Below are 23,147 nucleotides of genomic sequence, written 5' to 3' on the forward strand. Positions count from 1 at the left end.
CGGGCGGGCCGACCCCGCCTGTTCACCTCCGCGTCACCCCGCCTCCCTACGGTGTCGCCCCGGCCGCCGCGCTCCCGATCGCGCGGCCGGGACGGAGACGAGACGTGACCGAGACGGCCGGCCCCCAGGACGTGCTCGACGCCGGAGCGGCCACCCCGCCTCCCCGCACGCTGGTCGACGTCCTCCGCGACACCGCGGAGCGCCACCCGGACGCCTCCGCGCTGGAGGACCCGGCCGGAGCGCTCAGCTACCGGGAGCTGCTGGCCCGCACGGTGCAGCTCGCGGGCGAGCTCACCACCGCAGGGGTCCGACGCGGCGACCGCGTCGGGATCCGCATGCCCAGCGGCTCCCGCGAGCTCTACCTCGCGATCCTGGCCGTCCTCGCCGCGGGAGCCGCGTACGTCCCGGTGGACGCGGACGACCCCGAGGAGCGGGCGCGCCTCGTCTTCGGCGAGGCCGCCGTCCGCGGCGTGATCACCGGCTCCGGCCGCTTCGAGCGCACCGGCGCCGACGAGCCGGCCGCGCGCCTGTTCACCGCGAGCGCGCCGCACCCGAGCACGGCGTCGATCCCGCTGCTGCAGCCGCCCTCGCTCGAGGACGACGCCTGGATCATCTTCACCTCCGGCTCCACCGGAACCCCCAAGGGAGTGGCGGTCAGCCACCGCTCCGCCGCCGCCTTCGTCGACGCCGAGGCGCGCCTGTTCCTCCAGGCGGAGCCGCTCGGCCCCGGGGACCGCGTGCTGGCCGGTCTCTCCGTCGCGTTCGACGCGTCCTGCGAGGAGATGTGGCTCGCCTGGCGGCACGGCGCCTGCCTCGTCCCCGCTCCCCGCTCGCTGGTCCGCAGCGGCATGGACCTCGGCCCCTGGCTGACCACGCACGGCATCACCGTGGTCTCGACCGTGCCGACCCTCGCGGCGCTCTGGCCCGCGGAGTCGCTCGAGAACGTCCGCCTGCTGATCTTCGGCGGCGAGGCGTGCCCGCCGGAGCTCGGCGAGCGCCTGGCCGTCGAGGGCCGCGAGGTCTGGAACACCTACGGGCCGACCGAGGCCACCGTCGTCGCCTGCGCCGCGCCCCTCGGCGGGCCTCCCCCGGTGCGCATCGGGCTGCCGCTGGACGGCTGGCGGCTCGCCGTCGTGGATGCGGACGGGCAGCGGGTCGGCGAGGGCGACGTCGGCGAGCTGGTCATCGGCGGGGTCGGGCTCGCGCGCTACCTCGACCCGGTCAAGGACGCCGAGAAGTACGCGCCGGCACCGCTCCTGGGCTGGGAGCGGGCCTACCGCTCCGGCGACCTGGTGCGCTTCGAGAGCGCCGGCCTGGTCTTCCAGGGGCGCGCGGACGACCAGGTGAAGCTCGGCGGTCGGCGGATCGAGCTCGGCGAGGTCGAGGCGGCGCTGCAGGCGCTCCCCGGAGTCTCGGGGGCGGCGGCCGCGGTCCGCACCACGGCGGCCGGCAACCAGGTCCTCGTCGGCTACCTGGCCCTCGCCGGCGGCCGGGAGCTCGACCGCGACGCGGCGCTCGCCCGCCTGCGTGAGGAGCTGCCCGCATCCCTCGTGCCGCTGCTGGCCGTGGTCGAGGAGCTGCCGACCCGCGTCTCCGGCAAGGTCGACCGCGCCGCACTCCCCTGGCCGCTCGCCGTGGGCACGACCGAGGACGCCTCCCTCGACCCCGAGGAGGCGTGGCTCGCCGCCCTTTGGCGCGACGTGCTCGGCGTGCCGGTCGACGAGCGGGCGAACTTCTTCGACCTCGGCGGCGGCTCCCTCGCCGCCGCCCAGCTGGTCGCGCGGATCCGCGAGCGCGACCCCGAGTTCACGGTCGCCGACGTCTACGCCCACCCGCGTCTCGCGGCGATGGCCGCCGAGATCCAGAGCCGCTCGACCGGCACTGCGGAGGTGTCCGCTCACCGCATCGCGCCGGTCCCCCTCAGGATGCGCGTGCTGCAGACCCTCCTCGGCGCACCGCTACTCGTGCTCGGCAGCGCCCGCTGGGTCACTGCGATCCTCACCGTCACCGCGGTGCTCGACCTGGTGCCGGGGTTCGGCTGGCTGCCCACCGCTCCGCTCGCCGCGCTGATCCCCGCGTTCGCGCTCTTCCTCACGCCGTTCGGGCGGATGGGGCTCACCGTCCTCGCCGCGCGCACCCTGCTGCGCGGGATCCGAGCCGGAGACCACCCGCGCGGCGGGAGCGTGCACCTCCGGCTCTGGCTGGCCGAGCAGATCGCGTTCCAGCTCAAGGCCGTGAGCCTCGCGGGCGCGCCCTGGGTCGCCTACTACGCCCGCGCGCTCGGCGCCCGCATCGCCGACGACGTCGACCTGCACTCCCTCCCTCCGCTGACCGGGATGCTCACGCTCGGGCGCGGCGCCGCGATCGAGCCGGAGGTCGACCTCTCCGGCTACTGGATCGACGGCGACGTCCTGCGCGTCGGTGCCGTCCGGGTCGGCGCCGGCAGCACGGTGGGCGCGCGCAGCACGCTCCTCCCCGGCGCCCGGATCGGCAAGCACGCGCAGATCGAGCCGGGATCGGCCGTCTTCGGGCGGGTGCCGGCCGGGCAGCGCTGGGGAGGATCCCCCGCCCAGCGGCTCGGCAGGGCGAACGCCGGGTTCCCCTCGGAGCGCCCGGCGCGCCGCCCGGGCTGGGTCTGGGCGTACGGAGCGTCCGCGGTCGGCCTCGCGGCGGTCCCGGTCCTCGCCCTCGCGGCCGGGCTCGCCGTCGTGGCCGCCGCCGTGCGCGGCTCGGCCGGCCTCGGCGCCGCGCTCGGGCCCGCTCTCGCCGCCCTCGTGCCCGCCGTCGCCGTCTCCGGAGTCGTCCTCGCCGCTCTCGTTGTCGTCCTGGTGCGCCTGCTCGGCCGGGGCGTCGAGCCGGGCACCCACCCCGTGCGCGGTCGGATCGGCTGGCAGGTCTGGTCGACGGAACGGCTGCTCGACTCCGCGCGGGTCCTGCTCTTCCCGCTCTACTCGGGCCTGTTCACCCCGGTCTGGCTGCGGCTCCTCGGCGCGAAGGTCGGACGCGACGTCGAGGCCTCGACGGTGCTGCTCCTGCCCGCGATGACGACCATCCGCGACGGCGCGTTCCTCGCCGACGACACGCTCGTCGCCTCCTACGCGCTCGGCGGCGGCTGGATGCGGCTCGCCCGCGCGGAGATCGGCGAGCGCGCGTTCCTCGGCAACTCCGGCATGGCCGCTCCCGGTCACACCGTGCCCGCCGGCGGACTCGTCGCCGTCCTCTCCTCCGCGCCCCGGAAGTCGAAGGCGGGCTCGTCGTGGCTCGGCTCACCGCCCGTGCGGCTGCGGCGCACCGTCGTCGAGGCGGAGTCGGCGCGCACCTTCCGCCCCGCCCGCCGACTCCGCGCGGCCCGCATCGCGTGGGAGCTCGGCCGCTTCGTCCCGGTGGTCGTCTCGGTCGCGATCGGCCTCGGTGTGGTCGCCGGACTGCTGGCGCTGATCCAGACGCTCGGGGCGGTGCTCGCCGCGCTCGTGGGAGGCGTCGTGCTGCTGGCCGCCGGGGCGGTCGCCGCGGCCGTCTCCACCGCCGCGAAGTGGATCCTGATCCAGCGGGTCGAGCCGAGCGAGCAGCCGCTGTGGTCCTCGTTCGTCTGGCGGAGCGAGCTGGCCGACGCCTTCACCGAGATGGTCGCCGCGCCCTGGTTCGCCCACGCCGCCGCGGGCACTCCGGCGCTGGTCTGGTGGCTGCGGAGCCTCGGCGCCCGGATCGGACGCGGCGTCTGGTGCGAGAGCTACTGGCTCCCCGAGGCCGATCTGATCTCGCTCGGCGACGGAGCGACCGTGAACCGGGGCTGCGTCGTGCAGACGCACCTGTTCCATGATCGAATCATGAGCATGGATCTCGTGAGCCTCGACGCCGGCGCCACCCTGGGCCCGCACAGCGTGATCCTCCCCGCCGCGCGGATCGCCGAGCACGGCACGGTCGGCCCGGCCTCGCTCGTCATGCGGGGGGAGCTCGTGCCCGCGGGCAGCCGCTGGAGCGGCAACCCGATCGGCCCGTGGCGCGAGGTGCGCGTCGCCGACTACCACGCGCCCGTCGCGTGAGCCCCGCGCTGACCGGGCTCGAGACCGCCGGCGACCCCTACGTCCCCGGCATCGGGAACACCGGCTACCGCGTCGAGTCCTACGACCTCGACCTCGACTACCGCGTCGCCTCGAACCGCCTGGCCGGCCGGGCCGTGCTGCGGATCGTCGCGCTGCAGCCGCTCCGGCGGTTCTCCCTCGACCTCTCCCGGCTCCGCGTGGCCCGCGTCCGGATCGACGGACGCCGCGCCCGCCACGAGCAGGCGCCGCACAAGCTGCGGGTGTCCCCCGCCGAGCCGCTGGCCGCCGGCGAGAGCGTCGACGTCGAGATCGAGTACAGCGGCCACCCCGCCCCCCGCGCCAGCCACTGGGGCGAGCTCGGCTGGGAGGAGCTGGAGGACGGGGTGCTCGTCGCCTCGCAGCCCTCCGGCTCCTCCACCTGGTTCCCCTGCAACGACGACGTCGCCGAGAAGGCTCCGTACCGCCTGCGCGTCACCGCCGAGGAGGGCTACGCCGTGCTCGCGAACGGGGTGCTCGTCGACTCGAGCGCCCGCTCCGGCCGCCGCACCTGGCTCTACGAGCAGCGCGAGCCCAGCGCCGCGTACCTCGCCTCGGTGCAGATCGGCCGCTACGCGATCGAGGAGCGCGTGCTCGCCGGGGTCGCGGTGACCCTCGCCCGCCCCGCCGCCCTGGCCGCTCGGGTCGCGCACGACTTCACTCCGCTCGAGCGCATGCTCGCCCTGTTCACGCGGCTGTTCGGGCCCTACCCCTTCGCCCGCTACTGCATCGTCGTCACGGCGGACGAGCTGGAGATCCCGCTCGAGGCGCAGGCGATGGCGGTGTTCGGCGCCAACCACGCCGACGGCCGCGGCGGCTCGGAGCGCCTCATCGCGCACGAGCTCGCGCACCAGTGGTTCGGCAACAGCGTGGGCATCGCCCGGTGGCGCCACATTTGGCTCAACGAGGGGTTCGCCTGCTACGCGGAGTGGCTGTGGTCGGAGGAGTCGGGCCGCGCCACCGCCGACGCCTGCGCCCGCCGCCACCACGCGGTGCTGCGGGCTGCGGCGCAGGATCTCGTGCTCGCCGATCCGGGGCCGGTCGCGCTCTTCGACGACCGCGTCTACAAGCGCGGCGCGCTCACCCTGCACGCGCTGCGGCTCACCGTCGGCGACGAGCCCTTCCTCCGGCTGCTGCGGGAGTGGACGTCCCGCTACGCCTCCGCCGCCGTCACCGACGAGGAGTTCCGCGAGCTCTGCACCGAGGTCCTCGGCGAGGGCGTGGACGACCTGCTCGACGCCTGGCTCCTCGACGAGGAGCTGCCGCCGCTACCGTCCCGGCGCTGACACCAGCGAGTCCGCGAGCGCGTCGCCGTGCTCGCGCCGCCAGCCGATGATGGGCCCGGCGCCCGCGTCCCCCATCGGCCCGAGGGCGACGCTGACCCGCAGCGCGGGGTCCAGCTGCGGCTCGGCTAGCCGGAAGCGGACGCCGTCGATCCGCGCCTCCGCCGCGTGGTGCGACTCGTGCACGTGCACCCGGCGCGGGTCGAGCTCGAGCCCGCGGCCGTCCGCCTTCAGCGCGGCCTCGATCCGGGTCCAGTGCAGGACGGGGTCGGCGGGGCGCATCCCGCCCGTGGCGAAGGGCGCCCCGGCGATGCGCGTGATCCGCTCCCCGCGCTCGGGCGTGCCCAGCGTCGGCTCCACATCGACGCCGACCGCACCGGCGCTGCTCGCCGCGACCACGACGGCGCCCGCGCAGTGCGCGATGCTCACCGACAGCAGCTCGAGCGCGATCCCGCGTCCCTCCAGCCGCGGCCGGCCGTGCGCGCCCCCGCAGCGCGGGCAGCACGCGACGACCCGGACCTCCGACGCGCGCGTCCCCGTGAGCTCGGCCGCGAGCATCCGCAGGAGCACCCGCCCGAAGACGAAGCGCTCGGCCGCCGACGCGGCGACCGTGCCGGCGTAGCGCTCGCGCTCCTCGTCGCTCAGCAGCGGCAGCAGCCGCTCGGCGTCCAGCGTCTGCTCGTCGAGCGCCAGCCAGCGCAGGTGCACCCCCGGCAGCTCCGCGCCGATCCCCGACTCCCCCATGTCCGTCCCCCCGGTCAGCTCGTCGCGGCGTGCTCGCCGCGCTCGTACACGTCCGCGGCCGATCCGACGATCAGCGGGTCCGGACCCAGCGGGCCCACGACCTCCTCGTCGCGTCCGTCGTAGTCGTAGAGGCTCAGGACGTAGCGCATGGCCTCGAGCCGGGCGCGCTTCTTGTCGTTGCTCTTCACGATGGTCCAGGGAGCGTCGGCGGTGTCGGTCGCCGCCATCATCGCCTCCTTGGCCGCGGTGTAGTCGCCCCACTTGTCGAGCGAGGCGAGGTCCATCGGCGAGAGCTTCCACTGGCGCACGGGGTCGATCATGCGGATCGTGAACCGGGTGCGCTGCTCCTCCGCCGAGACCGAGAACCACAGCTTCACCAGGTCGATGCCGTCGCCGACGAGCATCCGCTCGAACAGCGGCGTCTGGCGGATGAACTCGTCGTACTGCGCCGGCGTGCAGAAGCCCATCACGCGCTCCACGCCGGCCCGGTTGTACCAGGAGCGGTCGAAGAGGACGATCTCGCCGGCGGCCGGCAGGTGCGAGACGTAGCGCTGGAAGTACCACTGACCGGCCTCGCGCTCGGTCGGCTTCTCGAGCGCGACCACGCGGGCTCCGCGCGGGTTGAGGTGCTCGGTGAAGCGCTTGATGGTGCCGCCCTTGCCCGCGGCGTCGCGCCCCTCGAAGACGACCACGAGCCGGCGCCCGTGCTTCTTGATCCAGTTCTGCAGCTTCAGCAGCTCGATCTGGAGGAGGCGCTTGCCCGCCTCGTACTCCTCGCGCGACATCCGCTCGTCGTAGGGGTAGCCCTCGCGCCAGGTGTCGACCTGCGTGCCGTCGCGGCGCAGGAGCACCGGATCGTCGTCGTCCTCGTCCAGCACGACGAGGTCCCGCGCGTCGGCGGGTGTGAGCGTGCGGAGCAGCTCGGGAGTGGGACGGAGGGCGTCATCGGCGGTGTCGGGCACGGAGGGACGCTAGTGCGGCCGTGCAACGCTCCGGTGAACGGCGGGTATCCCCGCGTCTGCGGGGAGGACGGTCGGACGGGCTGCCGCGCCGATCGCGGACCCGGCCGCCGGATGCACGGGCTGATCACGACGGCTGTACGCAGCCGAGGCTGCAGTGCTCGATCCGGGGCGTTCCCGCGAGGATCGACCGGCTCCGCCTCGTCTCGGGACGGCGTCAGCCGGTGAACGCCGCAGGAGGCAGGTCGGTCTCGCCGCCCTCGACCGCGTCGAGCAGCCGGTCGACCACGTCCTGCGGCGCCAGACCCGCGCCGAAGCGGGGCGCGTCTCCCGCGAGCGGGTGCCGGGACAGCTCGGTCTCGGTGTGGCCGGGGCGCGCGTCGAGCAGGAGGACGCCCGCCCGCTTGTACTCGCGGGCCGAGGCCTTCACGAAGGAGTGCAGTGCCGCCTTCGAGGCGGAGTACGCGGCGAGGCCCGCGGTCGGAGCCTCCGCCACCACGCCGCTGATGGTCAGCGCGAACGGCTCTCGCCCCTCGCCCGCCGACGCGACGAGCGACGGCAGCGCGGCGGTCAGCACCCGGATCGGCGCCAGCGCGTTCACCTCGACGAGCTCCTCCAGAACGGCCGGATCGAGCTCGGCGGAGGGCCCGAAGGCCACGACGCCCGCGGCCACGACGACGCCGTCGAGGCGCCCGTGCCGCTCGAGCACCTCGGCGACCACGCGCCGGGGCTCGTCCTCCCCGCGCAGGTCGGCGACCAGGGGTGCCTCGCCGAGCGCCGCGGAGTCGCGCCCCGACCGCACCGCGACGGCACCGCGCGCCTCCAGCGAATCGGCCAGGAGGCGGCCGAGGCCGCCCGAGGCTCCGAGGACGAGGACGACGGCACCGTCGAGACGAGTCATGTGGCGAGCCTAGACGGGTGCGCTGGCGCGGATCGGCACTACCGTCCGAGCGACGGGGCCCCTACCGTGAGTCCCATGACACGTCTGCAGAGCCGTGCCGTGCTGCACCGCCTGCTCGAGGTTCTCGAGGATCCCGCCCCCGTCACCATCGGCCACGCGCGTCACGTCCGGATGCTCGTCCGCGAGGCTCTGGAGTGGATCGCCGGCCCTCGAGCGCACGAGTCCGGTGCGTGGAGCGGCCCCGCTTCGGGAGAGCCCGCGGCCGCGCTCGCCCCCGAGGATCCCGCCGCCACGGACCCGGGTCTCTGACGCTCCCGCCCTCCTCGTAGACTCGTTCGCCGGAGGAACGGGGGGTCGATGGACGAGGGTGCGCCGGCGGGCTGGTACCGCGACGAGGCCGATGCGGCCGAGATGCGCTGGTGGGACGGCAGGCGGTTCACCGGGGCGCGCCGCTCCGCGCAGGACAGCGCCGCGGTGGTGCGGGACGCACCCGTCACCCCCGTCACGGAGCGCGTCGTCTACCGCCTCCCGAACGCCGACGGCGCCCCGAGCGTGGACGCCCTCGCCGAGGCCGAGCGGATCGAGGAGATCGCCGATCTGATCGGACGCACGCTCGAGCAGGGCGAGATCGACGAGCGGACCCTCGAGGTCGACCTGATCCCCGAGCCCGACCACCCCACCGGCCTCGACGCCGTCTCGGTCCGGGCCGGCGGCCGTGTCCTCGGCTACCTGCCGAACGCCTCCGCCCACCGGGCCGCTCTCGACCGGGTCGTGGCGAGCGGAGCCGTCCCGGTCACGACCGCGCGCCTCCGGCTCGAGCGCGGCGAGGAGGGCCTGCGGGCCGTCCTCCGCGTCGCCCTGGTCGCCCCCGAGCTGCTCGTGCCGCTCAACGAGCCGCCCGTCGAGCGCCACTCGATCCTCCCCTGGTCGCGGGGCCTGCCGGTCCTGCGCGAGGACGAGCACTTCGCCCGCCTCTCGTCGGTCGTTCCGGCGAGCGGCCGCGGCCTGCTGCTGGTGACCCTGCACCCGGCGGGCGACCTCGTCGAGCTCCGTCTCGACGGCGAGCGGGTGGGCGAGCTCTCCCCGACCCTCTCGGCGGATTTCGCCCCGACCCTCCGCCACCTCGCGAGCCTCGGCCTCACCGCCGCCGCCTACGCCTCCCTCCGCGGATCCCCGCTGAAGGTCGAGCTCACGCTGCAGGCCGCGAAGGCCGCGGAGCTGCCCGCCGAGTGGGTCGACGGCCGTCCGGTCACTCTTCCCCGACTCCTCCCGCCGGCCCGGACATACACCGTCCCGCCCGCGTACACGGCGCCGCTGCGTCCCACTCCCCGCAGCTCGGAGGCGGTCTCCCGCTCGGTCCGCCGGACCGTCGCCTGGGTGGTCGTCGGCGTCTGCACCCTCGTCGGGCTGTCGAGCTGGCTGATCGGGGATGTGCTGAACTGAGCAGGCGGGGCTGACGACCGGCGACGTGTTCGACACCGCGTCAGATTCCCGCAATCGGCGGTCCCGCACCACCACGAGGAAGCGCCCGGCTCGCGGATCCGCAGATCCGAGCGGAACGGGCGCCTCGAGCCGAGCGCGGCCGTCCTACACGTTGAAGCGGAACTCCACGACGTCGCCGTCCTGCATGACGTAGTCCTTGCCCTCGATGCGGGCCTTGCCCTTCGCGCGGGCCTCGGCGATCGAGCCGGTCTCGACGAGGTCGTCGAACGAGATGATCTCGGCCTTGATGAAGCCCTTCTGGAAGTCGGTGTGGATGACACCGGCGGCCTGGGGCGCGGTCCAGCCCTTCCCGATGGTCCAGGCGCGCGTCTCCTTCGGGCCGGCCGTGAGGTACGTCTGGAGGCCCAGGGTGTCGAAGCCGATGGTCGCGAGCTGGTTGAGGCCCGACTCCGTCTGGCCGGTCGACTCGAGCATCTCGGCGGCGTCGGCCTCGTCGAGGTCGATCAGCTCGGACTCGATCTTCGCGTCGAGGAAGATCGCCTTCGCCGGCGCGACCAGGGCCGCGAGCTCGGCCTTCCGGGCGTCGTCGGTCAGCACGGCCTCGTCGACGTTGAAGACGTAGATGAACGGCTTGGCGGTCAGCAGGCCCAGCTCGCGGATCGGCTCCAGATCGATCGAGGAGGCCGACAGCGGCTTGCCCTGGTCGAGGAACTCGCGCGCCTTCTTCGCGGTCTCGACCACGATCGGCTCGATCTTCCTCCCCTTGAGCTCCTTCTCGTAGCGGGCCTCGGCCTTCTCGAGGGTCTGGAGATCGGCGAGGACCAGCTCGGTGTTGATCGTCTCCATGTCGCTGGCGGCGTCGACCTTGCCGTCGACGTGGACGACGTCGGAGTCCTCGAAGCCGCGGATGACCTGCGCGATCGCGTCGGCCTCGCGGATGTTCGCGAGGAACTTGTTGCCCAGGCCCTCGCCCTCGGACGCGCCGCGCACGATGCCGGCGATGTCGACGAAGGAGACGGGCGCCGGGAGGATGCGCTCGGAGCCGAAGATCCCGGCGAGCACCTCGAGGCGGGAGTCGGGCAGGTTCACTACACCCACGTTCGGCTCGATCGTCGCGAACGGGTAGTTCGCCGCGAGCACCGTGTTCTTGGTCAGTGCGTTGAAGAGCGTCGACTTGCCGACGTTGGGGAGACCGACGATTGCGATAGTGAGAGCCACGGGTAATCATCCTACGGCGTGGCGGCGGAAGGGCCGGGCGGGCGGGCGGAGAGGAACGGGAGGCGCCCGGCCCGCGGCCGGCGGGTGCTCCCGGCCGCTCGGGGCGACGCGCGCGCGGCGCTCCCGGCGGCGTCGGAGGTGCGTGAGAGGCTGGAGCGTGCCCATCGACTTCACCGCCATCGACTTCGAGACCGCCAACTCGCACGGGGCCTCCGCCTGCTCCGTCGGGCTCGTCAAGGTCCGCGACGGCCGCGTCGTCGACCGCGCCGGCTGGCTCATCCGCCCGCCGTTGGGGTACGACGACTTCCTCGAGTGGAACACGCGGATCCACGGCATCCGCAAGCACGACGTGCACGCCGCCGCCTCCTGGGTCGACCAGTTCGCCGACCTGGCGGCCTTCGCCGGCGAGGACGTGTTCGTCGCGCACAACGCCGGCTTCGACATGGGCGTCATCCGCGCAGCCTGCGCGGCGACCTCCCTCGAGCACCCCGAGTACGACTACCTCTGCTCGCTGCAGCTCGCCCGCAAGACGTACGAGCTCGACTCCTACCGCCTCCCCGTTGTCGCCATGGCCGCGGGCTTCGAGGACTTCCGCCACCACGACGCGTCGGCCGACGCCGAGGCGTGCGCCGCGATCGTCGTGCACGCGGCCCGGCGGCACGGCGCCGCGAGCATGGCCGAGCTCGGCGAGCTGGCCGGCGTCTCCGTGAAGCGCCTGCGCCCGAAGGCCCCCGTCGCCGCCTGACGTCCGTCATGCCGAGCCTGCTCGAGACGATCGGCTCAGCCGCGGGGGTCGCCGAACCAGGTGCTGAAGATGCGCCAGAAGTTCCGGTTCCCGTAGGCCGAGCAGTCGTCGCCCTCGCCGTAGAGGTTCGCGAGCGCCGCCGCGTTCGGCTGGTACGGCGTGTAGTAGTAGAGACCCGCCGTGGCCGCGTTGGCGATCGTCACCGGGGCGGTGCCGCAGGACTCGTCCGGGGAGTAGCGGACGTCGCCGGCCGCGCCGACCGGGTACCAGTCGAAGCTCGAGTCCGGATTCCGGTAGCGCTGGAACTGCCACGCCGCTCCGTACACCTGCGCGGCGAAGCCGTAGGAGTCCGTGTCGCAGTCCGCGGTGTCCGGGCAGCCGTAGCCCGTGGCGCTGCGGAACTGCCGCTCGCTCGGCTCCGGATCGGTCACGAGCGACTGCTCCTTCTGCAGCAGCACCAGGAGGACGGCCGGATTCACGCCGCACGCGCCGGCGACCGAGGTGATGATCTCCGCGGCCGGGACGTCGCGTCCGGCGGGCAGCGCGTCGCACTGCTCGTCGGCCGTGATCGCCGCGGTGTCCTCGGCGTAGTCGCGCAGGCACGGCACCGGCCCGCCCGCGCAGTCGGGGACGCGTGCGTCGAGGAACGCCTGCACCGTGAGCGGTCCGAGCGCGTCGCCGTCGAAGAAGACCTCGTCGGAGATCAGGTCGCCCGGGTCGAAGTCGGCCGCGACGGGGCCCGGCTGGAGGAAGGTCCACAGCCGGACGGTCTGCGGCTCGGACGGAACCGCTGCGAGGCGCGTGCCGTCGACGGAGCCTCCCAGCAGGAGCGCCACCAGCGCCCCGACGACGACGACCGCACCGCCCCGCCGGCGTCGGACGCCGGTCGGGGACGGTGCGGTCGGGGTCATCCCTCCACGCTAGTGGCGGGGCCGCGGGCGATCAGCCGCAGGGGGTGAGCCGCGCGACGTCCTCCGAGAGGGTGGTGGGACCGCCGAGGAGGACGACCCGCTGAGCTCCCGACTTCGCGATGTCGGTCAGGACGGCGCGGGGCACGCAGTTCGTCGGCACGGCGAACAGCGGGCTGTTCGAGTAGCCCGCCGCCGTGGCTCCGGCGAGGGCGTCGGGGAAGTTCTCGCCCGTCGCCAGGAACACGGTCTTGGCCCTCGAGAAGGCTGCCCGGTTCAGCTGCTCCGAGGTGTCGTAGCGGTCGACTCCGCCGATGCGGGTGATCGTCGGCACCGGAAGCGAGTTCTTGATCCCCTCGCTCACCGACAGGGGGCTGCCCGCGATGGTGAGGTTCTGCACCTTGAGCTTCGAGAGGATGCCCTTCGTCACGGCGTCGGCCGTGCTGCCGGTGCCGTTCACGAGGACGACGGGTGCGTCGACGGAGCCGGCCGCGGCGCTCGCGCCGAGCGCGTCGGGGAACTTCTCGCCCGTGGCGAGCCAGGCCCGCGTCGAGCCGCCCGAGAACGCGCTCTGGATGATGAGCCTGGACGTGTCGTAGCGGTCCTTCCCTCCGATGCGGTCCACCGTCGGCGAGTAGGACCTCAGCTGGTTCAGCAGGCCGTCGCCGACGCTCAGTGCGGAGCCGACCACGACGATCCTCGCCGGCTTGAGCCGGCTGAGCTCGTCGCGAACGGGCTGCGACATCGAGTCGCGGTCGACCAGGAGCAGCGGACCCTTCTGCTTGGCCGCGGCCGGGGCGGCGCTCAGCGCGTCGGGGAAGTTCGCGCCGGTCGCGATGTAGACGACGGGGACGTTGGGGCCGAAGACGGCCTTCGAGATCTCGACGGCGGTGCCCTGGCGGTCGGTGCCGGCCAGACGCGAGACGTCGATCCCGGCGGACGTGCTCACGGACGAGCAGCCGAGATCCTTCCGGCCGGGGCCCCGGGAGTCGCCCGTGCCGACCCAGCGGTTCCAGTCGACGGAGTCGGCGGAGACGCAGACCTGGTAGGTGCCGGGTGCCGAGACGGGCGTGGTGGCGCCGAAGCCGTGGGCGCGGCCGGCGACGGAGTACTCGCCCGGGATGTCGCCGCGGTCGCCGTTCGCGGTCTGCGTGCGGACCGTGCGGGTGCCGTCGGGGCCGGTCACCGTGACCGTCGTGGTCAGCGCGGCCTGCTGCGTCGTCGGGTCGACGGCCCAGCCGGACACGCTCAGCGTGCTGCCCGAGATGCGCGGGGCGTCGACGCGGCCCGCGGGGGCGATCCCGGCGTTGGCCAGGGTGCCGTTCGGGTTCCAGTCGCTGAAGAGGTACCAGAAGTTGATGTTGCCGTAGGTCGCGCAGGCCGCGTTGCCGGAGCCGGTGAGCGCGAAGTCGTTGGGCTGGTACGGCGTGTAGTAGTAGAGGTCGGCCGTGGCCTGGTTGCGGATGGTGACCGGCGAGGAGCCGCACGCGGTGCTCGGGTAGTAGGCGACGTTCGGCGTCGTGCCCGGAGCGTAGGTGGTGAAGTTCGAGCCGGAGCCGGGCGGGTTGGCGTAGCGCTTGAACTGGCGCGCCGCGCTGTAGACCTGCGTGAAGAAGCCCGCCGAGCCGGGGTCGCACGCCGCGGTGTCCGGGCAGTTGTAGCCGGTCGCCTTGGCGTAGTCCTCGGGGCTCGGCGTCGTGTCGGTGACGAGGCTCCGCTCCTTCTGCACGAGCACGACCAGGGCCAGCGGGTTGATGCCGCAGGCCAGGCCGACGCGCGTGAAGATCGAGGCCGACGACTCGCTGCCGGAGCCCTGGTAGGCGCTGCACATCGCGTCCGCCGCCTTCGACGGCGTCGCCTGCGAGAAGTTCTTGAGGCAGGGGGCGGTGCCGGCGGTGGAGCACCGGCTGCCCTTCTCGTTCAGGAGCGACTGCACCTGACCGGTGCTCAGCGCGTCGCCGTCGAAGAACTGGGCGTCGCTGACGATGAAGCCGGCGCGGAAGCTCTTCGTCTCCTCGGCGCTGTACTGCGTCGACTGGTCCGGGACGCCGAGGTCGGCGCGGTCGAGGGACGCGTCGAGAGCGCCGGTCTCGACCGAGACGGTCGACGGCGCGTCCTCGGCGGCGGAGGCGGAGGTGATCGGGACGAGGGCGGTGCCGAGCCCGACGGCGAGAGCGAGCGCGGCCGTGAGCAGGCGCGATGAGCGGTGGTGATTCCCCATGATCGCGAAGTCTACGAGGCGGTCGCAGGGCGTCCTGGCCCTCGTTCGGTGGTCGTGGCGCGTCGATCGATCGATGTCGGAGGTGCGTGGTGTCATCGGCGGCATGGATCTCTCCTTCGCCCTCGGCCTGGTGGTCGGCGCGCTCCTCGCGGGGGTCGTGGCCGTCCTCCTCGCCCGCTCCCGCATGCCCGACGCCGCCCTCGCCCTCGACCTCGCGACGGCCCGCGCCCGCGCGGAGGGCCTGGAGGAGCGGCACGAGGCCGTCGTCGAGCAGCACCGCGAGCACCTCGGCTCCGCCCGCGACCAGATCCGCGAGCTCCAGGAGCAGCTGCGCGTCGTCGCTGAGCGCGAGCGGCACGACGCGCGCATCCTGCAGACCCTCTCCCCCGTCGCCGAGAGCCTGCGCGGCATGCAGGAGGCGGTCGGCCGGCTCGAGCGCGAGCGCGCCGCCCAGTTCGGGGCGATCACCGAGCAGCTCGAGGGACAGCGGGCGGCGGGCGAGCAGCTGCGCTCGACGACCGAGACCCTCGCGTCCGCGCTCCGCTCCACCACGAGCCGCGGCGCCTGGGGCGAGACGCAGCTGCGGAACGTCGTCGAGGCCGCCGGGCTCACCCAGCGGGTCGACTTCGACGTGCAGTTCGGCCTCGAGGGCGAGGCGGGCCGCGGCCGCGCCGACATGGTGGTCCGCCTGCCCGGCGGCAAGGCGATCGCGGTGGACGCCAAAGTGCCGTTCGACGCGTACCTGGAGGCGAGCGCGATCCCCGCGGGCGCCGGCGGAGAGGAGGAGGCGCGGCGTGCGGGGCTCCTGCGCGCGCACGTCCGCGCCCTCCGCGGCCACGTGGACGCGCTGGCCGCCCGCTCCTACTGGACCGGCCTCCCGGCGAGCCCCGAGTTCGTCATCGCGTTCGTGCCGAGCGAGCCGCTGCTCGCGAGCGCGCTCGACGCCGACCCGAGCCTGCTCGAGTACGCGTTCCGCAAGCGCGTCGCCCTCGCCTCGCCGGTGACCCTGTGGTCGGTGCTGAAGACCGTCGCCTACACCTGGCAGCAGGACGTGCTCACCGACGACGCCAAGCGCCTGCTCGACCTCGGCAAGACGCTCTACGCCCGTCTCGGCACCCTCGCCGACCACGCCGAGGGCCTGCGCCGCTCGCTCGAGAAGACGGTCGACTCCTACAACGCCTTCGCCGGCTCGCTCGAGAGCCGCGTGCTGGTCACCGCGCGCCAGTTCGACTCCCTCGACGAGTCGCGCGTCATCGCCCCGGTCGGAGGAGTCGCCTCCTCGCCGCGCCGCCTCACCGCCGTCGAGCTGCTCGCCGCGGAGGACGAGTCCGAGCGGAGCGCGTAGGGCCCCGGGTTCCCGCTGAGCGAGCACCGGGCGTGCAGGCCGCGCGCGAGCGGCGCCGTCCATCCGGCTCGACACCCGGACGACCGCAGCTCGCGACGGCGCTCCGCCTCCGCGGCTCGGCGGAGGAGCGCCCGCGAGGCGTCTCGAGACCCGCCGCGGCCCCGCCCGCTCGCCTCGGTGACCGAGGCCGGTGTCCTTCCGCGTCCTGCACGCCGAGACGCCGCCGCACTCGACGAGTGCGCCGTCAGCGGTGCGGCGCCTCGGCAGCAGTGCGGCGTCTCTGAGAGAGCGTGACGGCCTAGACCCACTTCTCCGCGAGGTGCTGGGCGGTCACGCGGCGGATGGTGCCCGAGCGGGAGCGCAGCACGATGGACTCCGTCGTGATGACGTGGCCCTCCTTGCGCACGCCCTTCACGAGCCCGCCGTTCGTCACTCCGGTCGCGACGAAGTAGGTGTTGTCGCTGCGGACGAGGTCGTTGGCGTGGAGCACGCGGTCGAGGTCGTGCCCGGCGTCGATGGCACGCTGGCGCTCGTCGTCGTCCTTCGGGCGGAGGATGCCCTGGATGACTCCCCCGAGCGCGCGGATGGCGCAGGCCGTGATGATGCCCTCGGGCGTGCCTCCGGTGCCGACGCACATGTCGAGTCGGGAGTCGTGGCGAGCGGCGTTGATGCCGCCCGCGACGTCGCCGTCGAGCAGGAGGCGCGTGCCGGCTCCGGCCGCGCGGATGTCCTCGATCAGCTGAGCGTGGCGCGGGCGGTCCAGCACCGCGATGCGCATCTCCTCGACGGGCTTGCGCTTGGCGCGGGCCAGGGCGCGGATGTTCTCGCCGATCGGGCGCTGGATGTCGATGATCCCGACGCCCTCGGGCCCGGTGACGATCTTCTCCATGTAGAACACGGCGGAGGGGTCGAACATCGCGCCGCGGTCGGCGACGGCGATCATCGAGAGCGCGTTCTGGCGCCCGGCCGCGGTCAGCGAGGTGCCGTCGATCGGGTCGACGGCGATGTCGGCGGCGGGCCCCGAGCCGTTGCCGACGTGCTCGCCGTTGAAGAGCATGGGCGCGTTGTCCTTCTCGCCCTCGCCGATCACGACGACTCCGTCGAAGTTCACGGTCCCGAGGAAGGTGCGCATGGCGTCGACCGCTGCGCCGTCGGCGGCGTTCTTGTCGCCCTTGCCGATGAAGGGCACGGCGCGGATCGCGGCGGCCTCGGTGGCGCGGACGAGCTCCATGCCGAGGTTGCGGTCGGGGTGGAGGTAGAGCGAGTCGTTGTCGATCACAGAGCGGAGTCCTTCGTCGTCGAGTTCGTGCACGTCGTCGCAGGACCCGCGGAGCGGATCCCCATCCCTGCCCGAAGCCTAGTCCAGGGCCCTCCACGGGCGGAGGGACCGCGGAGGGGCGCCTCGCTAGACTCGTCCGCGACGCGGGCCTCGCCCGACCCCCCCTTCGTTCATCCGTCAAAGGAGATGCCATGCCCGTCGCTACCCCGGACCAGTACGCAGAGATGCTCGACAAGGCGAAGGCGGGCGGCTTCGCCTACCCGGCGTTCAACGTCTCGTCGTCGCAGACGATCAACGCGGTCCTCCAGGGCCTCACCGAGGCGGGCTCGGACGGCATCATCCAGGTCACCACCGGAGGCGCGGACTACTTCGCCGGCCACACCGTGAAGAACCGCGCGGCAGGCGCGATCGCCTTCGCGAGGTTCGCGACCGAGGTCGCCAAGAACTACCCGGTCACGGTCGCGCTCCACACCGACCACTGCCCGCAGAACGCGCTCGAGGGCTTCGTCTACCCGCTGATCGCCGCCTCCGAGGAGGAGGTCAAGGCCGGTCGCGAGCCGCTCTTCCAGTCGCACATGTGGGACGGCTCCGCGATCCCGCTCGACGAGAACCTCGCCATCGCGAAGGAGATCCTCCCGCGCGTCAAGAACATCAACGCCATCCTCGAGGTCGAGATCGGCGTCGTCGGCGGCGAGGAGGACGGCGTCTCGCACGACATCAACGAGCACCTCTACACCACGCTCGACGACGCGATCGCGACCGTCGAGGCCCTCGGCTTCGGCGAGCAGGGCCGCTACATGGCCGCCCTGACCTTCGGCAACGTCCACGGCGTCTACAAGCCGGGCAACGTCCGACTGCGCCCGGAGCTGCTCCGCGAGATCCAGGACGGCCTGCAGGCGAAGTACGGCACCGGTGCGCTCCCCCTCGATCTCGTCTTCCACGGCGGCTCGGGCTCGACCGACGAGGAGATCGCCGAGGCGGTCCGCAACGGCGTCGTCAAGATGAACATCGACACCGACACGCAGTACGCGTTCAGCCGCTCCGTCGCGGACACCGTGCTGAAGAACTACGACGGCTTCCTCAAGGTCGACGGCGAGGTCGGCAACAAGAAGGTCTACGACCCGCGCTCGTGGGGCAAGATCGCCGAGACCGCGATGGCCGCGCGCGTCGCCGAGGCGACCCGTCAGCTCGGCTCGGCCGGGAACTCCGGGAAGTAGGGCACCGCTCCGTGACGAACGCACACGATCAGCCGGGCGACAGGCGTCCGGAGCCGCAGTACGGCGAGTACGCGCCGCCCGGCTGGTCGTGGCAGCCGCCGGAGGACGCCGTGGTCGTCCCCGACCCGCGGGGGTCGGAGACCGATCCGAGGCCCGCGACCGCTCCGGCCGCGAAGCCGGTCGCGCATCCCGTCGACCGCCTGCTCACGATCGTGCTGCTCGCGCTCGGCGTGTTCTTCGCCGTGCCGACGCTGCTCGATCCCTCGAGTTTCGCGACGACCCTCCAGGAGCTCTACCGCTCCCAGGGCATCGGCACCTACGCGTCGCCGGAGCTCGCACGGATCCTCGGCGTCGTGGTGGCGCTCGCGCAGTCGCTGATCGTCGCCTTCGCGGTGTGGATCTCGATCCGGCGGCTCCGCGCCGGCAAGCGCGCCGTGCTCGTCCCGATCCTCGGGATCGCGGCGACCGTGCTGCTCTCCCTGATCGTCGCGGCGATCGCCATCCTGGGCGACCCGACGTTCGCGGAGTACGTCACGCGCATGTCGGGCTCGCAGGGCGGCGCCGGCACCGACGTCTAGCGTCGATCCCCGTTCCACCGCACACGGAAGAGGCCGCCGCTCCCGAGGGAGGGCGGCCTCTTCCGTGTCCGGGCCGGAACGCTCTAGGCGCCCGCTCCCGCGCTGATGCGTCCACCGACGCCGCGGGCGTCGCGCTTGCCGGCGACGTCCTTGCGCAGCTCCTTGGGGAGCGAGAACATCAGGTCCTCCTCCGCGGTCTTGACCTCCTCGACGTCGCCGTACCCGGCGGCGGCGAGGTCGTCGAGGACCTCCTGGACGAGCACCTCGGGCACCGAGGCGCCGCTGGTGACGCCGACGGTGCGGATGCCCTCGAGCCACTCCTGCTTGATCTCGCTCGCGTAGTCGACCCGGTAGGCGGCCTTCGCGCCGTACTCGAGGGCGACCTCGACGAGGCGCACGGAGTTGGAGGAGTTCGCGGAGCCGACGACGATGACCAGCTCGGCGCCCGCGGCGACCTTCTTGATCGCGACCTGGCGGTTCTGCGTGGCGTAGCAGATGTCGTCGCTCGGCGGGTCCTGCAGGTTGGGGAAGCGCTCGCGGAGACGGCGCACCGTCTCCATCGTCTCGTCGACCGAGAGCGTCGTCTGCGAGAGCCAGACGACCTTGTCCGGGTCCTTCACGACGATGTTCGGCACGTCGTCGGGGCTGCCGACGAGGGTGACGTGATCGGGAGCCTCGCCCGCGGTGCCCTCGACCTCTTCGTGGCCCTCGTGGCCGATGAGGAGGATCTCGAAGTCGTCGCGCGCGAAGCGGACGGCCTCGCGGTGCACCTTCGTCACCAGGGGGCAGGTCGCGTCGATCGCCTGGAGATTGCGGTCTGCCGCGCCCTGGACGACCGCCGGTGAGACGCCGTGCGCGCTGAAGACGATGTGCGATCCCTCGGGCACCTCGTCGACCTCGTCGACGAAGATGGCGCCCTGGCTCTCGAGCGTGGAGACGACGTGCACGTTGTGCACGATCTGCTTGCGCACGTAGACCGGGGCACCGTAGTGCTCGATGGCCTTCTCGACGGCGACGACCGCGCGGTCGACTCCGGCGCAGTAGCCGCGGGGCGCGGCGAGGAGGACGCGCTTGCGGCCCTCGACGGGGACGTCGCGCAGACGCCCTGTGGCGCGGGGCATGCGCGGCATGGGCAGGCTGATCGGGACTTGGCTCACCCCCTGATTCTACGTGGTGCATCCTGTGCCCGGGCCGTCCCGGTGTCGGACCCGTCCCGTACCGTTGTCGTCGCGGGAGGGCACTCCCGCTCCCCCCCGTCCCTCCGAGCAGAGGCAGCGATGACCGACGCCCCACCCACCGCCGACGCACCCTGGCCGGTCGGCCTGCTCGCCAGCAAGATCAAGGGCTGGATCGAGCGCCTCGGGACCGCGTGGGTCGAGGGCGAGATCACCCAGTGGGGCGCGTCCGGCGGCAACGTCTACGGGAAGCTGAAGGACCTGTCCGGAGACGCGACGGTCGGCTTCACCGTCTGGTCGTCGGTGCGGAGCCGCCTCCCGGCCGACCTCAAGCAGGGCGATCGGGTCATCGCGCTGGTGAAGCCCAACTACTGGGTCAAGGGCGGCACGCTCTCGATGCAGGTCTTCGAGATGCGCCACGTCGGCCTGGGCGATCTGCTCGAGAAGCTCGAGCGGCTCCGCCGGCAGCTGGCGTCGGAGGGGCTGTTCGACGCCTCCCGCAAGAAGCCGCTGCCGTTCCTCCCGCACGGCGTGGGCCTCATCACCGGCAAGGACTCGGACGCCGAGAAGGACGTGCTGCGGAACGCGCAGCTGCGCTGGCCGGCGGTGCGCTTCCGGGTGGTCCACTCGGCCGTGCAGGGCGACCGGACGGTCCCGGAGGTGCTCTCGGCCCTGCGGACCCTCGAGGCCGACGACAGCATCGACGTGATCGTGATCGCCCGCGGAGGCGGCGACTTCCAGAACCTGCTCGGCTTCAGCGACGAGGCGCTCGTGCGCGCCGTCGCCGCCTGCTCCACTCCGGTCGTCAGCGCGATCGGCCACGAGGCCGACCGCCCGCTGCTCGACGACGTCGCCGACCTGCGCGCCTCCACTCCCACCGACGCCGCGAAGAGGGTCGTTCCCGACGTCTCCGACGAGCTGCTGCGCGTGCAGCAGGCCCGGCTGCGGATGACCGGCCGCGTGAGCGGGCTCGTCTCGCACGAGATCGACCGGCTCTCGCAGCTGCGCTCGCGGCCGGTGCTCGCCCAGCCGCACGTGCTGGTCGACCGGCACTCCGAGGAGCTGACCCGCTGGGTCGCGCGCGGCGCCGAGCTGGTGGACCGCCGCCTCGAGCGCGCGCACCTCGAGGTCGAGCGCCTGCACGGCCACCTGCGCGCCCTCTCCCCCCAGCACACCCTCGACCGCGGCTACGCGATCGTCCAGAACGCGGCCGGGCACGTCGTCCGGGCGCCCGGTGACGCGCCGGCCGGCGGCGCACTCGTCCTCACGCTCGCGGAGGGGGCCGTCGGCGCCCGCTCCGAGGGGCCTACCGGCGATCCCGCCGGCCGGTCCTGAGCCCGCCGCGCAACCCGTCCCCCTCAGCCCCGATCGATAGGATCAGACCCATGCCCGACTCCCCCGACGCCCCGGCGACCGACTCCGACGTCTCGGGATTCTCCTACGAGCAGGCGCGCGACGAGCTCGTCCGCGTCGTGTCCGAGCTCGAGCAGGGCAGCTCCACCCTCGAGCGCTCGCTCGCCCTGTGGGAGCGCGGCGAGGCCCTCGCCGCCCGCTGCGAGGAGTGGCTGATCGGAGCACGCGCCCGGCTGGACGCGGCCCGCTCCGGAGGGGCGGCCGCCGGATGAGCCGCGCGAAGCCCGCGCGGGTCGTCGCCGAGCTCGGGCGCCCGGAGACGGCGGCCGAGACGGCCGCACGCAAGGCCGAGAACTCCCGGCTCTACCGTCAGCGCAAGACGGTCAACAACCTCGTCTTCTCGCTGCTCGCGACCGTCGGCGCCGTAGCGCTCATCGTCCTGCTCGTCCCCCGCGGCGACACCGTGGAGCTCTCCTCGGTCGACGTCCCCCGCGTCGCCGCACAGGTCCAGCTGGGCGAGGAGCAGACGCTCGCCGTGCCCTCCCTGCCCGAGGGCTGGAAGGCCAACGCGGCCGAGCTCCGCCGCGAGAACGGCACCGACTACTGGTACGTCGGCCTGATCACCCCGAAGGCGGGCTACATCGGCCTGAGCCAGGGGCTCGACGCGGACGCGGCCTGGGTCGCGACGCAGCTCGACCGCCGGGCGGCGACCGGCGTCGAGACGATCGACGGCCGCGACTGGACCGTCTACGACCACCGCGACTCCGGCGAAGACACCGGCAACACGCCCTACGCACTCGAGACGACGGAGGGCTCCAGCACCTACCTCGTCTACGGCACGGCCCCGACGGACGAGATCCGCCTGGTCGTGGACGCCATCACCCCGCAGATCGGCCAGGAGGAGTCCCGATGAGCCTCGGAACCAGCAGCACCGTCCCCCGCGAGTCCCGCCCGCCGGCGTGGGTCTGGAAGGAGATGCTCCGCGGCAACCAGCGCTTCGTCGCCGGCGAGCCCCGCCACCCCCGCCAGGACGTCGAGCGCCGCGCCGAGCTCGCCGCCGCGCAGGCCCCGCTCGCTGCGCTCTTCGGCTGCAGCGACTCCCGCCTCGCGGCCGAGATCATCTTCGACCTGGGGCTCGGCGACCTCTTCGTCGTCCGCAACGCCGGCCAGGTGATCGCGGACTCCATCATCGGCTCGCTGGAGTACGGCGTCGCCGTCCTCGGCGTGAAGGTGCTGCTCGTGCTCGGCCACGACGAGTGCGGAGCGGTCCGGGCGGCGATCCAGTCGCAGGCGCCCGGCGCCGAGCGGCTCCCCCCGCACATCGAGCACCTGATCGAGCCGATCATCCCCGCGGTGCGCCGCCTCGTGGGTGCTCAGCCGGACGGCCGCGTGCTCGTCGACCCGTCGGCGACCGACGCGCTGGCCGTCGGCCGCGAGCACCTGCGCGACACGGTCGCCGAGCTGCTCCAGCGCTCCCCGCTGATCGCCGACGCTGTCGCGACCGGGCGGCTCGCCCTCGTGGGCGCCAACTACCGGCTCTCGGACGGCACCGTGATGTCCGATGTCGTGCTCGGCATCGATCCGCCCGAGCTCAGCCCCTACGTCTCCGAGCTGGAGCGCGACTCCGGCTCGGCCTCCTCCGCCGCCGCTCCGAGCGCGGTGGGATCGGATCCCGCGTGAGCGGCTCCGGACAGCACAG

20 protein-coding genes are annotated in these 23,147 nt (G+C 73.5%); 12 read left to right on the plus strand and 8 right to left on the minus strand.

The annotated features are described in order from the left end of the window. Window positions 1-104 precede the first annotated feature (104 nt). Together C5C29_RS00905 and C5C29_RS00910 are read left to right on the plus strand one after the other, a co-directional pair. Window positions 105-4,043, plus strand: a complete 3,939-nt coding sequence (locus C5C29_RS00905) for a Pls/PosA family non-ribosomal peptide synthetase (protein WP_181065440.1) — start codon at window positions 105-107, stop codon at window positions 4,041-4,043. Next, window positions 4,040-5,365, plus strand: coding sequence for a M1 family metallopeptidase (locus C5C29_RS00910; RefSeq protein WP_258062213.1), 1,326 nt, complete (start codon window positions 4,040-4,042; stop codon window positions 5,363-5,365). Before C5C29_RS00905 ends, C5C29_RS00910 begins: the two co-directional genes overlap by 4 nt. On the opposite strand, the gene C5C29_RS00915 is transcribed toward C5C29_RS00910, so the two are convergent. The 3 genes from C5C29_RS00915 to C5C29_RS00925 form a co-directional block, all read right to left on the minus strand. Continuing rightward, window positions 5,348-6,106, minus strand: coding sequence for a 4'-phosphopantetheinyl transferase superfamily protein (locus tag C5C29_RS00915; RefSeq protein ID WP_104222962.1), 759 nt, complete (start codon window positions 6,104-6,106; stop codon window positions 5,348-5,350). The two genes, C5C29_RS00910 and C5C29_RS00915, sit on opposite strands and share 18 nt — an antisense overlap. Window positions 6,107-6,120: 14 nt before the next feature. Then, on the minus strand, window positions 6,121-6,981 hold the full coding sequence (ppk2, locus tag C5C29_RS00920; RefSeq protein ID WP_244230712.1) for a polyphosphate kinase 2: 861 nt from the start codon (window positions 6,979-6,981) through the stop codon (window positions 6,121-6,123). A gap of 301 nt (window positions 6,982-7,282) precedes the next feature. After that, a complete protein-coding gene (locus C5C29_RS00925) occupies window positions 7,283-7,966 on the minus strand; it encodes an SDR family oxidoreductase (RefSeq protein ID WP_104222961.1) in 684 nt (227 codons plus the stop codon). A gap of 75 nt (window positions 7,967-8,041) precedes the next feature. Between C5C29_RS00925 and C5C29_RS00930 the strand changes: the two genes are divergently transcribed. Together C5C29_RS00930 and C5C29_RS00935 are read left to right on the plus strand one after the other, a co-directional pair. Then, window positions 8,042-8,275 (plus strand): hypothetical protein, encoded by a 234-nt coding sequence (locus C5C29_RS00930; protein WP_104222960.1) that lies wholly within the window; start codon window positions 8,042-8,044, stop codon window positions 8,273-8,275. Between the two features lie 48 nt (window positions 8,276-8,323). After that, window positions 8,324-9,409, plus strand: coding sequence for a DUF2510 domain-containing protein (locus tag C5C29_RS00935; RefSeq protein ID WP_104222959.1), 1,086 nt, complete (start codon window positions 8,324-8,326; stop codon window positions 9,407-9,409). 144 nt (window positions 9,410-9,553) lie between these two features. On the opposite strand, the gene ychF is transcribed toward C5C29_RS00935, so the two are convergent. Next, window positions 9,554-10,627 (minus strand): redox-regulated ATPase YchF, encoded by a 1,074-nt coding sequence (gene ychF, locus C5C29_RS00940; RefSeq protein WP_104222958.1) that lies wholly within the window; start codon window positions 10,625-10,627, stop codon window positions 9,554-9,556. Window positions 10,628-10,784: 157 nt separating this feature from the next. Here ychF and C5C29_RS00945 point away from each other — a divergent pair, with 157 nt between their 5' ends. After that, entirely contained in the window at window positions 10,785-11,372 is a 588-nt protein-coding gene (locus C5C29_RS00945) for an exonuclease domain-containing protein (protein ID WP_104224410.1), read from the plus strand. A 35-nt stretch (window positions 11,373-11,407) separates the two neighbouring features. Here the strand turns inward: C5C29_RS00945 and C5C29_RS00950 are convergent, their stop codons facing one another. Together C5C29_RS00950 and C5C29_RS00955 are read right to left on the minus strand one after the other, a co-directional pair. After that, entirely contained in the window at window positions 11,408-12,283 is an 876-nt protein-coding gene (locus C5C29_RS00950) for a hemagglutinin (protein ID WP_104224411.1), read from the minus strand. A gap of 31 nt (window positions 12,284-12,314) precedes the next feature. Beyond that, the gene (locus C5C29_RS00955; RefSeq protein WP_104224412.1) at window positions 12,315-14,501 is read right to left on the minus strand and encodes a cell wall-binding repeat-containing protein; all 2,187 of its coding nucleotides are present in this window, start codon (window positions 14,499-14,501) and stop codon (window positions 12,315-12,317) included. A gap of 103 nt (window positions 14,502-14,604) precedes the next feature. Between C5C29_RS00955 and C5C29_RS00960 the strand changes: the two genes are divergently transcribed. Continuing rightward, window positions 14,605-15,846, plus strand: a complete 1,242-nt coding sequence (locus C5C29_RS00960; RefSeq protein ID WP_219812941.1) for a DNA recombination protein RmuC — start codon at window positions 14,605-14,607, stop codon at window positions 15,844-15,846. A 298-nt stretch (window positions 15,847-16,144) separates the two neighbouring features. Here C5C29_RS00960 and glpX read toward each other — a convergent pair whose 3' ends face one another. Further along, window positions 16,145-17,077, minus strand: coding sequence for a class II fructose-bisphosphatase (gene glpX / locus C5C29_RS00965; protein WP_097165697.1), 933 nt, complete (start codon window positions 17,075-17,077; stop codon window positions 16,145-16,147). Between the two features lie 239 nt (window positions 17,078-17,316). On the opposite strand from glpX, the gene fbaA reads away from it, so the two are divergent. After that, window positions 17,317-18,342, plus strand: a complete 1,026-nt coding sequence (gene fbaA, locus C5C29_RS00970; RefSeq protein WP_104224414.1) for a class II fructose-bisphosphate aldolase — start codon at window positions 17,317-17,319, stop codon at window positions 18,340-18,342. An 11-nt stretch (window positions 18,343-18,353) separates the two neighbouring features. Then, on the plus strand, window positions 18,354-18,920 hold the full coding sequence (locus C5C29_RS00975) for a DUF6264 family protein (RefSeq protein ID WP_104224415.1): 567 nt from the start codon (window positions 18,354-18,356) through the stop codon (window positions 18,918-18,920). Window positions 18,921-19,003: 83 nt separating this feature from the next. On the opposite strand, the gene C5C29_RS00980 is transcribed toward C5C29_RS00975, so the two are convergent. Further along, window positions 19,004-20,050 carry a 4-hydroxy-3-methylbut-2-enyl diphosphate reductase gene (locus tag C5C29_RS00980; RefSeq protein ID WP_104224416.1) on the minus strand — a complete coding sequence of 349 codons (1,047 nt, stop codon included), beginning with the start codon at window positions 20,048-20,050 and terminating at the stop codon, window positions 19,004-19,006. A gap of 147 nt (window positions 20,051-20,197) precedes the next feature. Between C5C29_RS00980 and xseA the strand changes: the two genes are divergently transcribed. Genes xseA through C5C29_RS01000 form a run of 4 tightly spaced genes read left to right on the plus strand, consistent with a single transcriptional unit; the run spans window position 20,198 to window position 23,128 of the window. Next, a complete protein-coding gene (xseA, locus tag C5C29_RS00985) occupies window positions 20,198-21,430 on the plus strand; it encodes an exodeoxyribonuclease VII large subunit (protein WP_104224417.1) in 1,233 nt (410 codons plus the stop codon). 50 nt (window positions 21,431-21,480) lie between these two features. Continuing rightward, entirely contained in the window at window positions 21,481-21,720 is a 240-nt protein-coding gene (locus tag C5C29_RS00990; protein WP_104224418.1) for an exodeoxyribonuclease VII small subunit, read from the plus strand. After that, complete coding sequence (locus C5C29_RS00995) at window positions 21,717-22,361, plus strand: DUF4245 domain-containing protein (RefSeq protein WP_104224419.1); 645 nt, start codon at window positions 21,717-21,719, stop codon at window positions 22,359-22,361. Before C5C29_RS00990 ends, C5C29_RS00995 begins: the two co-directional genes overlap by 4 nt. Further along, on the plus strand, window positions 22,358-23,128 hold the full coding sequence (locus C5C29_RS01000; RefSeq protein WP_208543312.1) for a carbonic anhydrase: 771 nt from the start codon (window positions 22,358-22,360) through the stop codon (window positions 23,126-23,128). Before C5C29_RS00995 ends, C5C29_RS01000 begins: the two co-directional genes overlap by 4 nt. Window positions 23,129-23,147: the final 19 nt, after the last annotated feature.

The organism is Rathayibacter sp. AY1H2, assembly GCF_002931985.1.
Taxonomy (GTDB): domain Bacteria; phylum Actinomycetota; class Actinomycetes; order Actinomycetales; family Microbacteriaceae; genus Rathayibacter.

Coding starts and splice junctions, on each gene's coding strand:
- C5C29_RS00915 (WP_104222962.1), bottom strand. CDS start 6,106: ATGGGGGAGTCGGGGATCGGCGCGGAGCTGCCGGGGGTGCACCTGCGC.
- C5C29_RS00925 (WP_104222961.1), bottom strand. CDS start 7,966: ATGACTCGTCTCGACGGTGCCGTCGTCCTCGTCCTCGGAGCCTCGGGC.
- C5C29_RS00930 (WP_104222960.1), top strand. CDS start 8,042: ATGACACGTCTGCAGAGCCGTGCCGTGCTGCACCGCCTGCTCGAGGTT.
- C5C29_RS00935 (WP_104222959.1), top strand. CDS start 8,324: ATGGACGAGGGTGCGCCGGCGGGCTGGTACCGCGACGAGGCCGATGCG.
- C5C29_RS00950 (WP_104224411.1), bottom strand. CDS start 12,283: ATGACCCCGACCGCACCGTCCCCGACCGGCGTCCGACGCCGGCGGGGC.
- C5C29_RS00955 (WP_104224412.1), bottom strand. CDS start 14,501: ATGGGGAATCACCACCGCTCATCGCGCCTGCTCACGGCCGCGCTCGCT.
- C5C29_RS00960 (WP_219812941.1), top strand. CDS start 14,605: ATGGATCTCTCCTTCGCCCTCGGCCTGGTGGTCGGCGCGCTCCTCGCG.
- glpX (WP_097165697.1), bottom strand. CDS start 17,077: ATGGAGCTCGTCCGCGCCACCGAGGCCGCCGCGATCCGCGCCGTGCCC.
- fbaA (WP_104224414.1), top strand. CDS start 17,317: ATGCCCGTCGCTACCCCGGACCAGTACGCAGAGATGCTCGACAAGGCG.
- C5C29_RS00980 (WP_104224416.1), bottom strand. CDS start 20,050: ATGCCGCGCATGCCCCGCGCCACAGGGCGTCTGCGCGACGTCCCCGTC.
- xseA (WP_104224417.1), top strand. CDS start 20,198: ATGACCGACGCCCCACCCACCGCCGACGCACCCTGGCCGGTCGGCCTG.
- C5C29_RS00990 (WP_104224418.1), top strand. CDS start 21,481: ATGCCCGACTCCCCCGACGCCCCGGCGACCGACTCCGACGTCTCGGGA.
- C5C29_RS00995 (WP_104224419.1), top strand. CDS start 21,717: ATGAGCCGCGCGAAGCCCGCGCGGGTCGTCGCCGAGCTCGGGCGCCCG.
- C5C29_RS01000 (WP_208543312.1), top strand. CDS start 22,358: ATGAGCCTCGGAACCAGCAGCACCGTCCCCCGCGAGTCCCGCCCGCCG.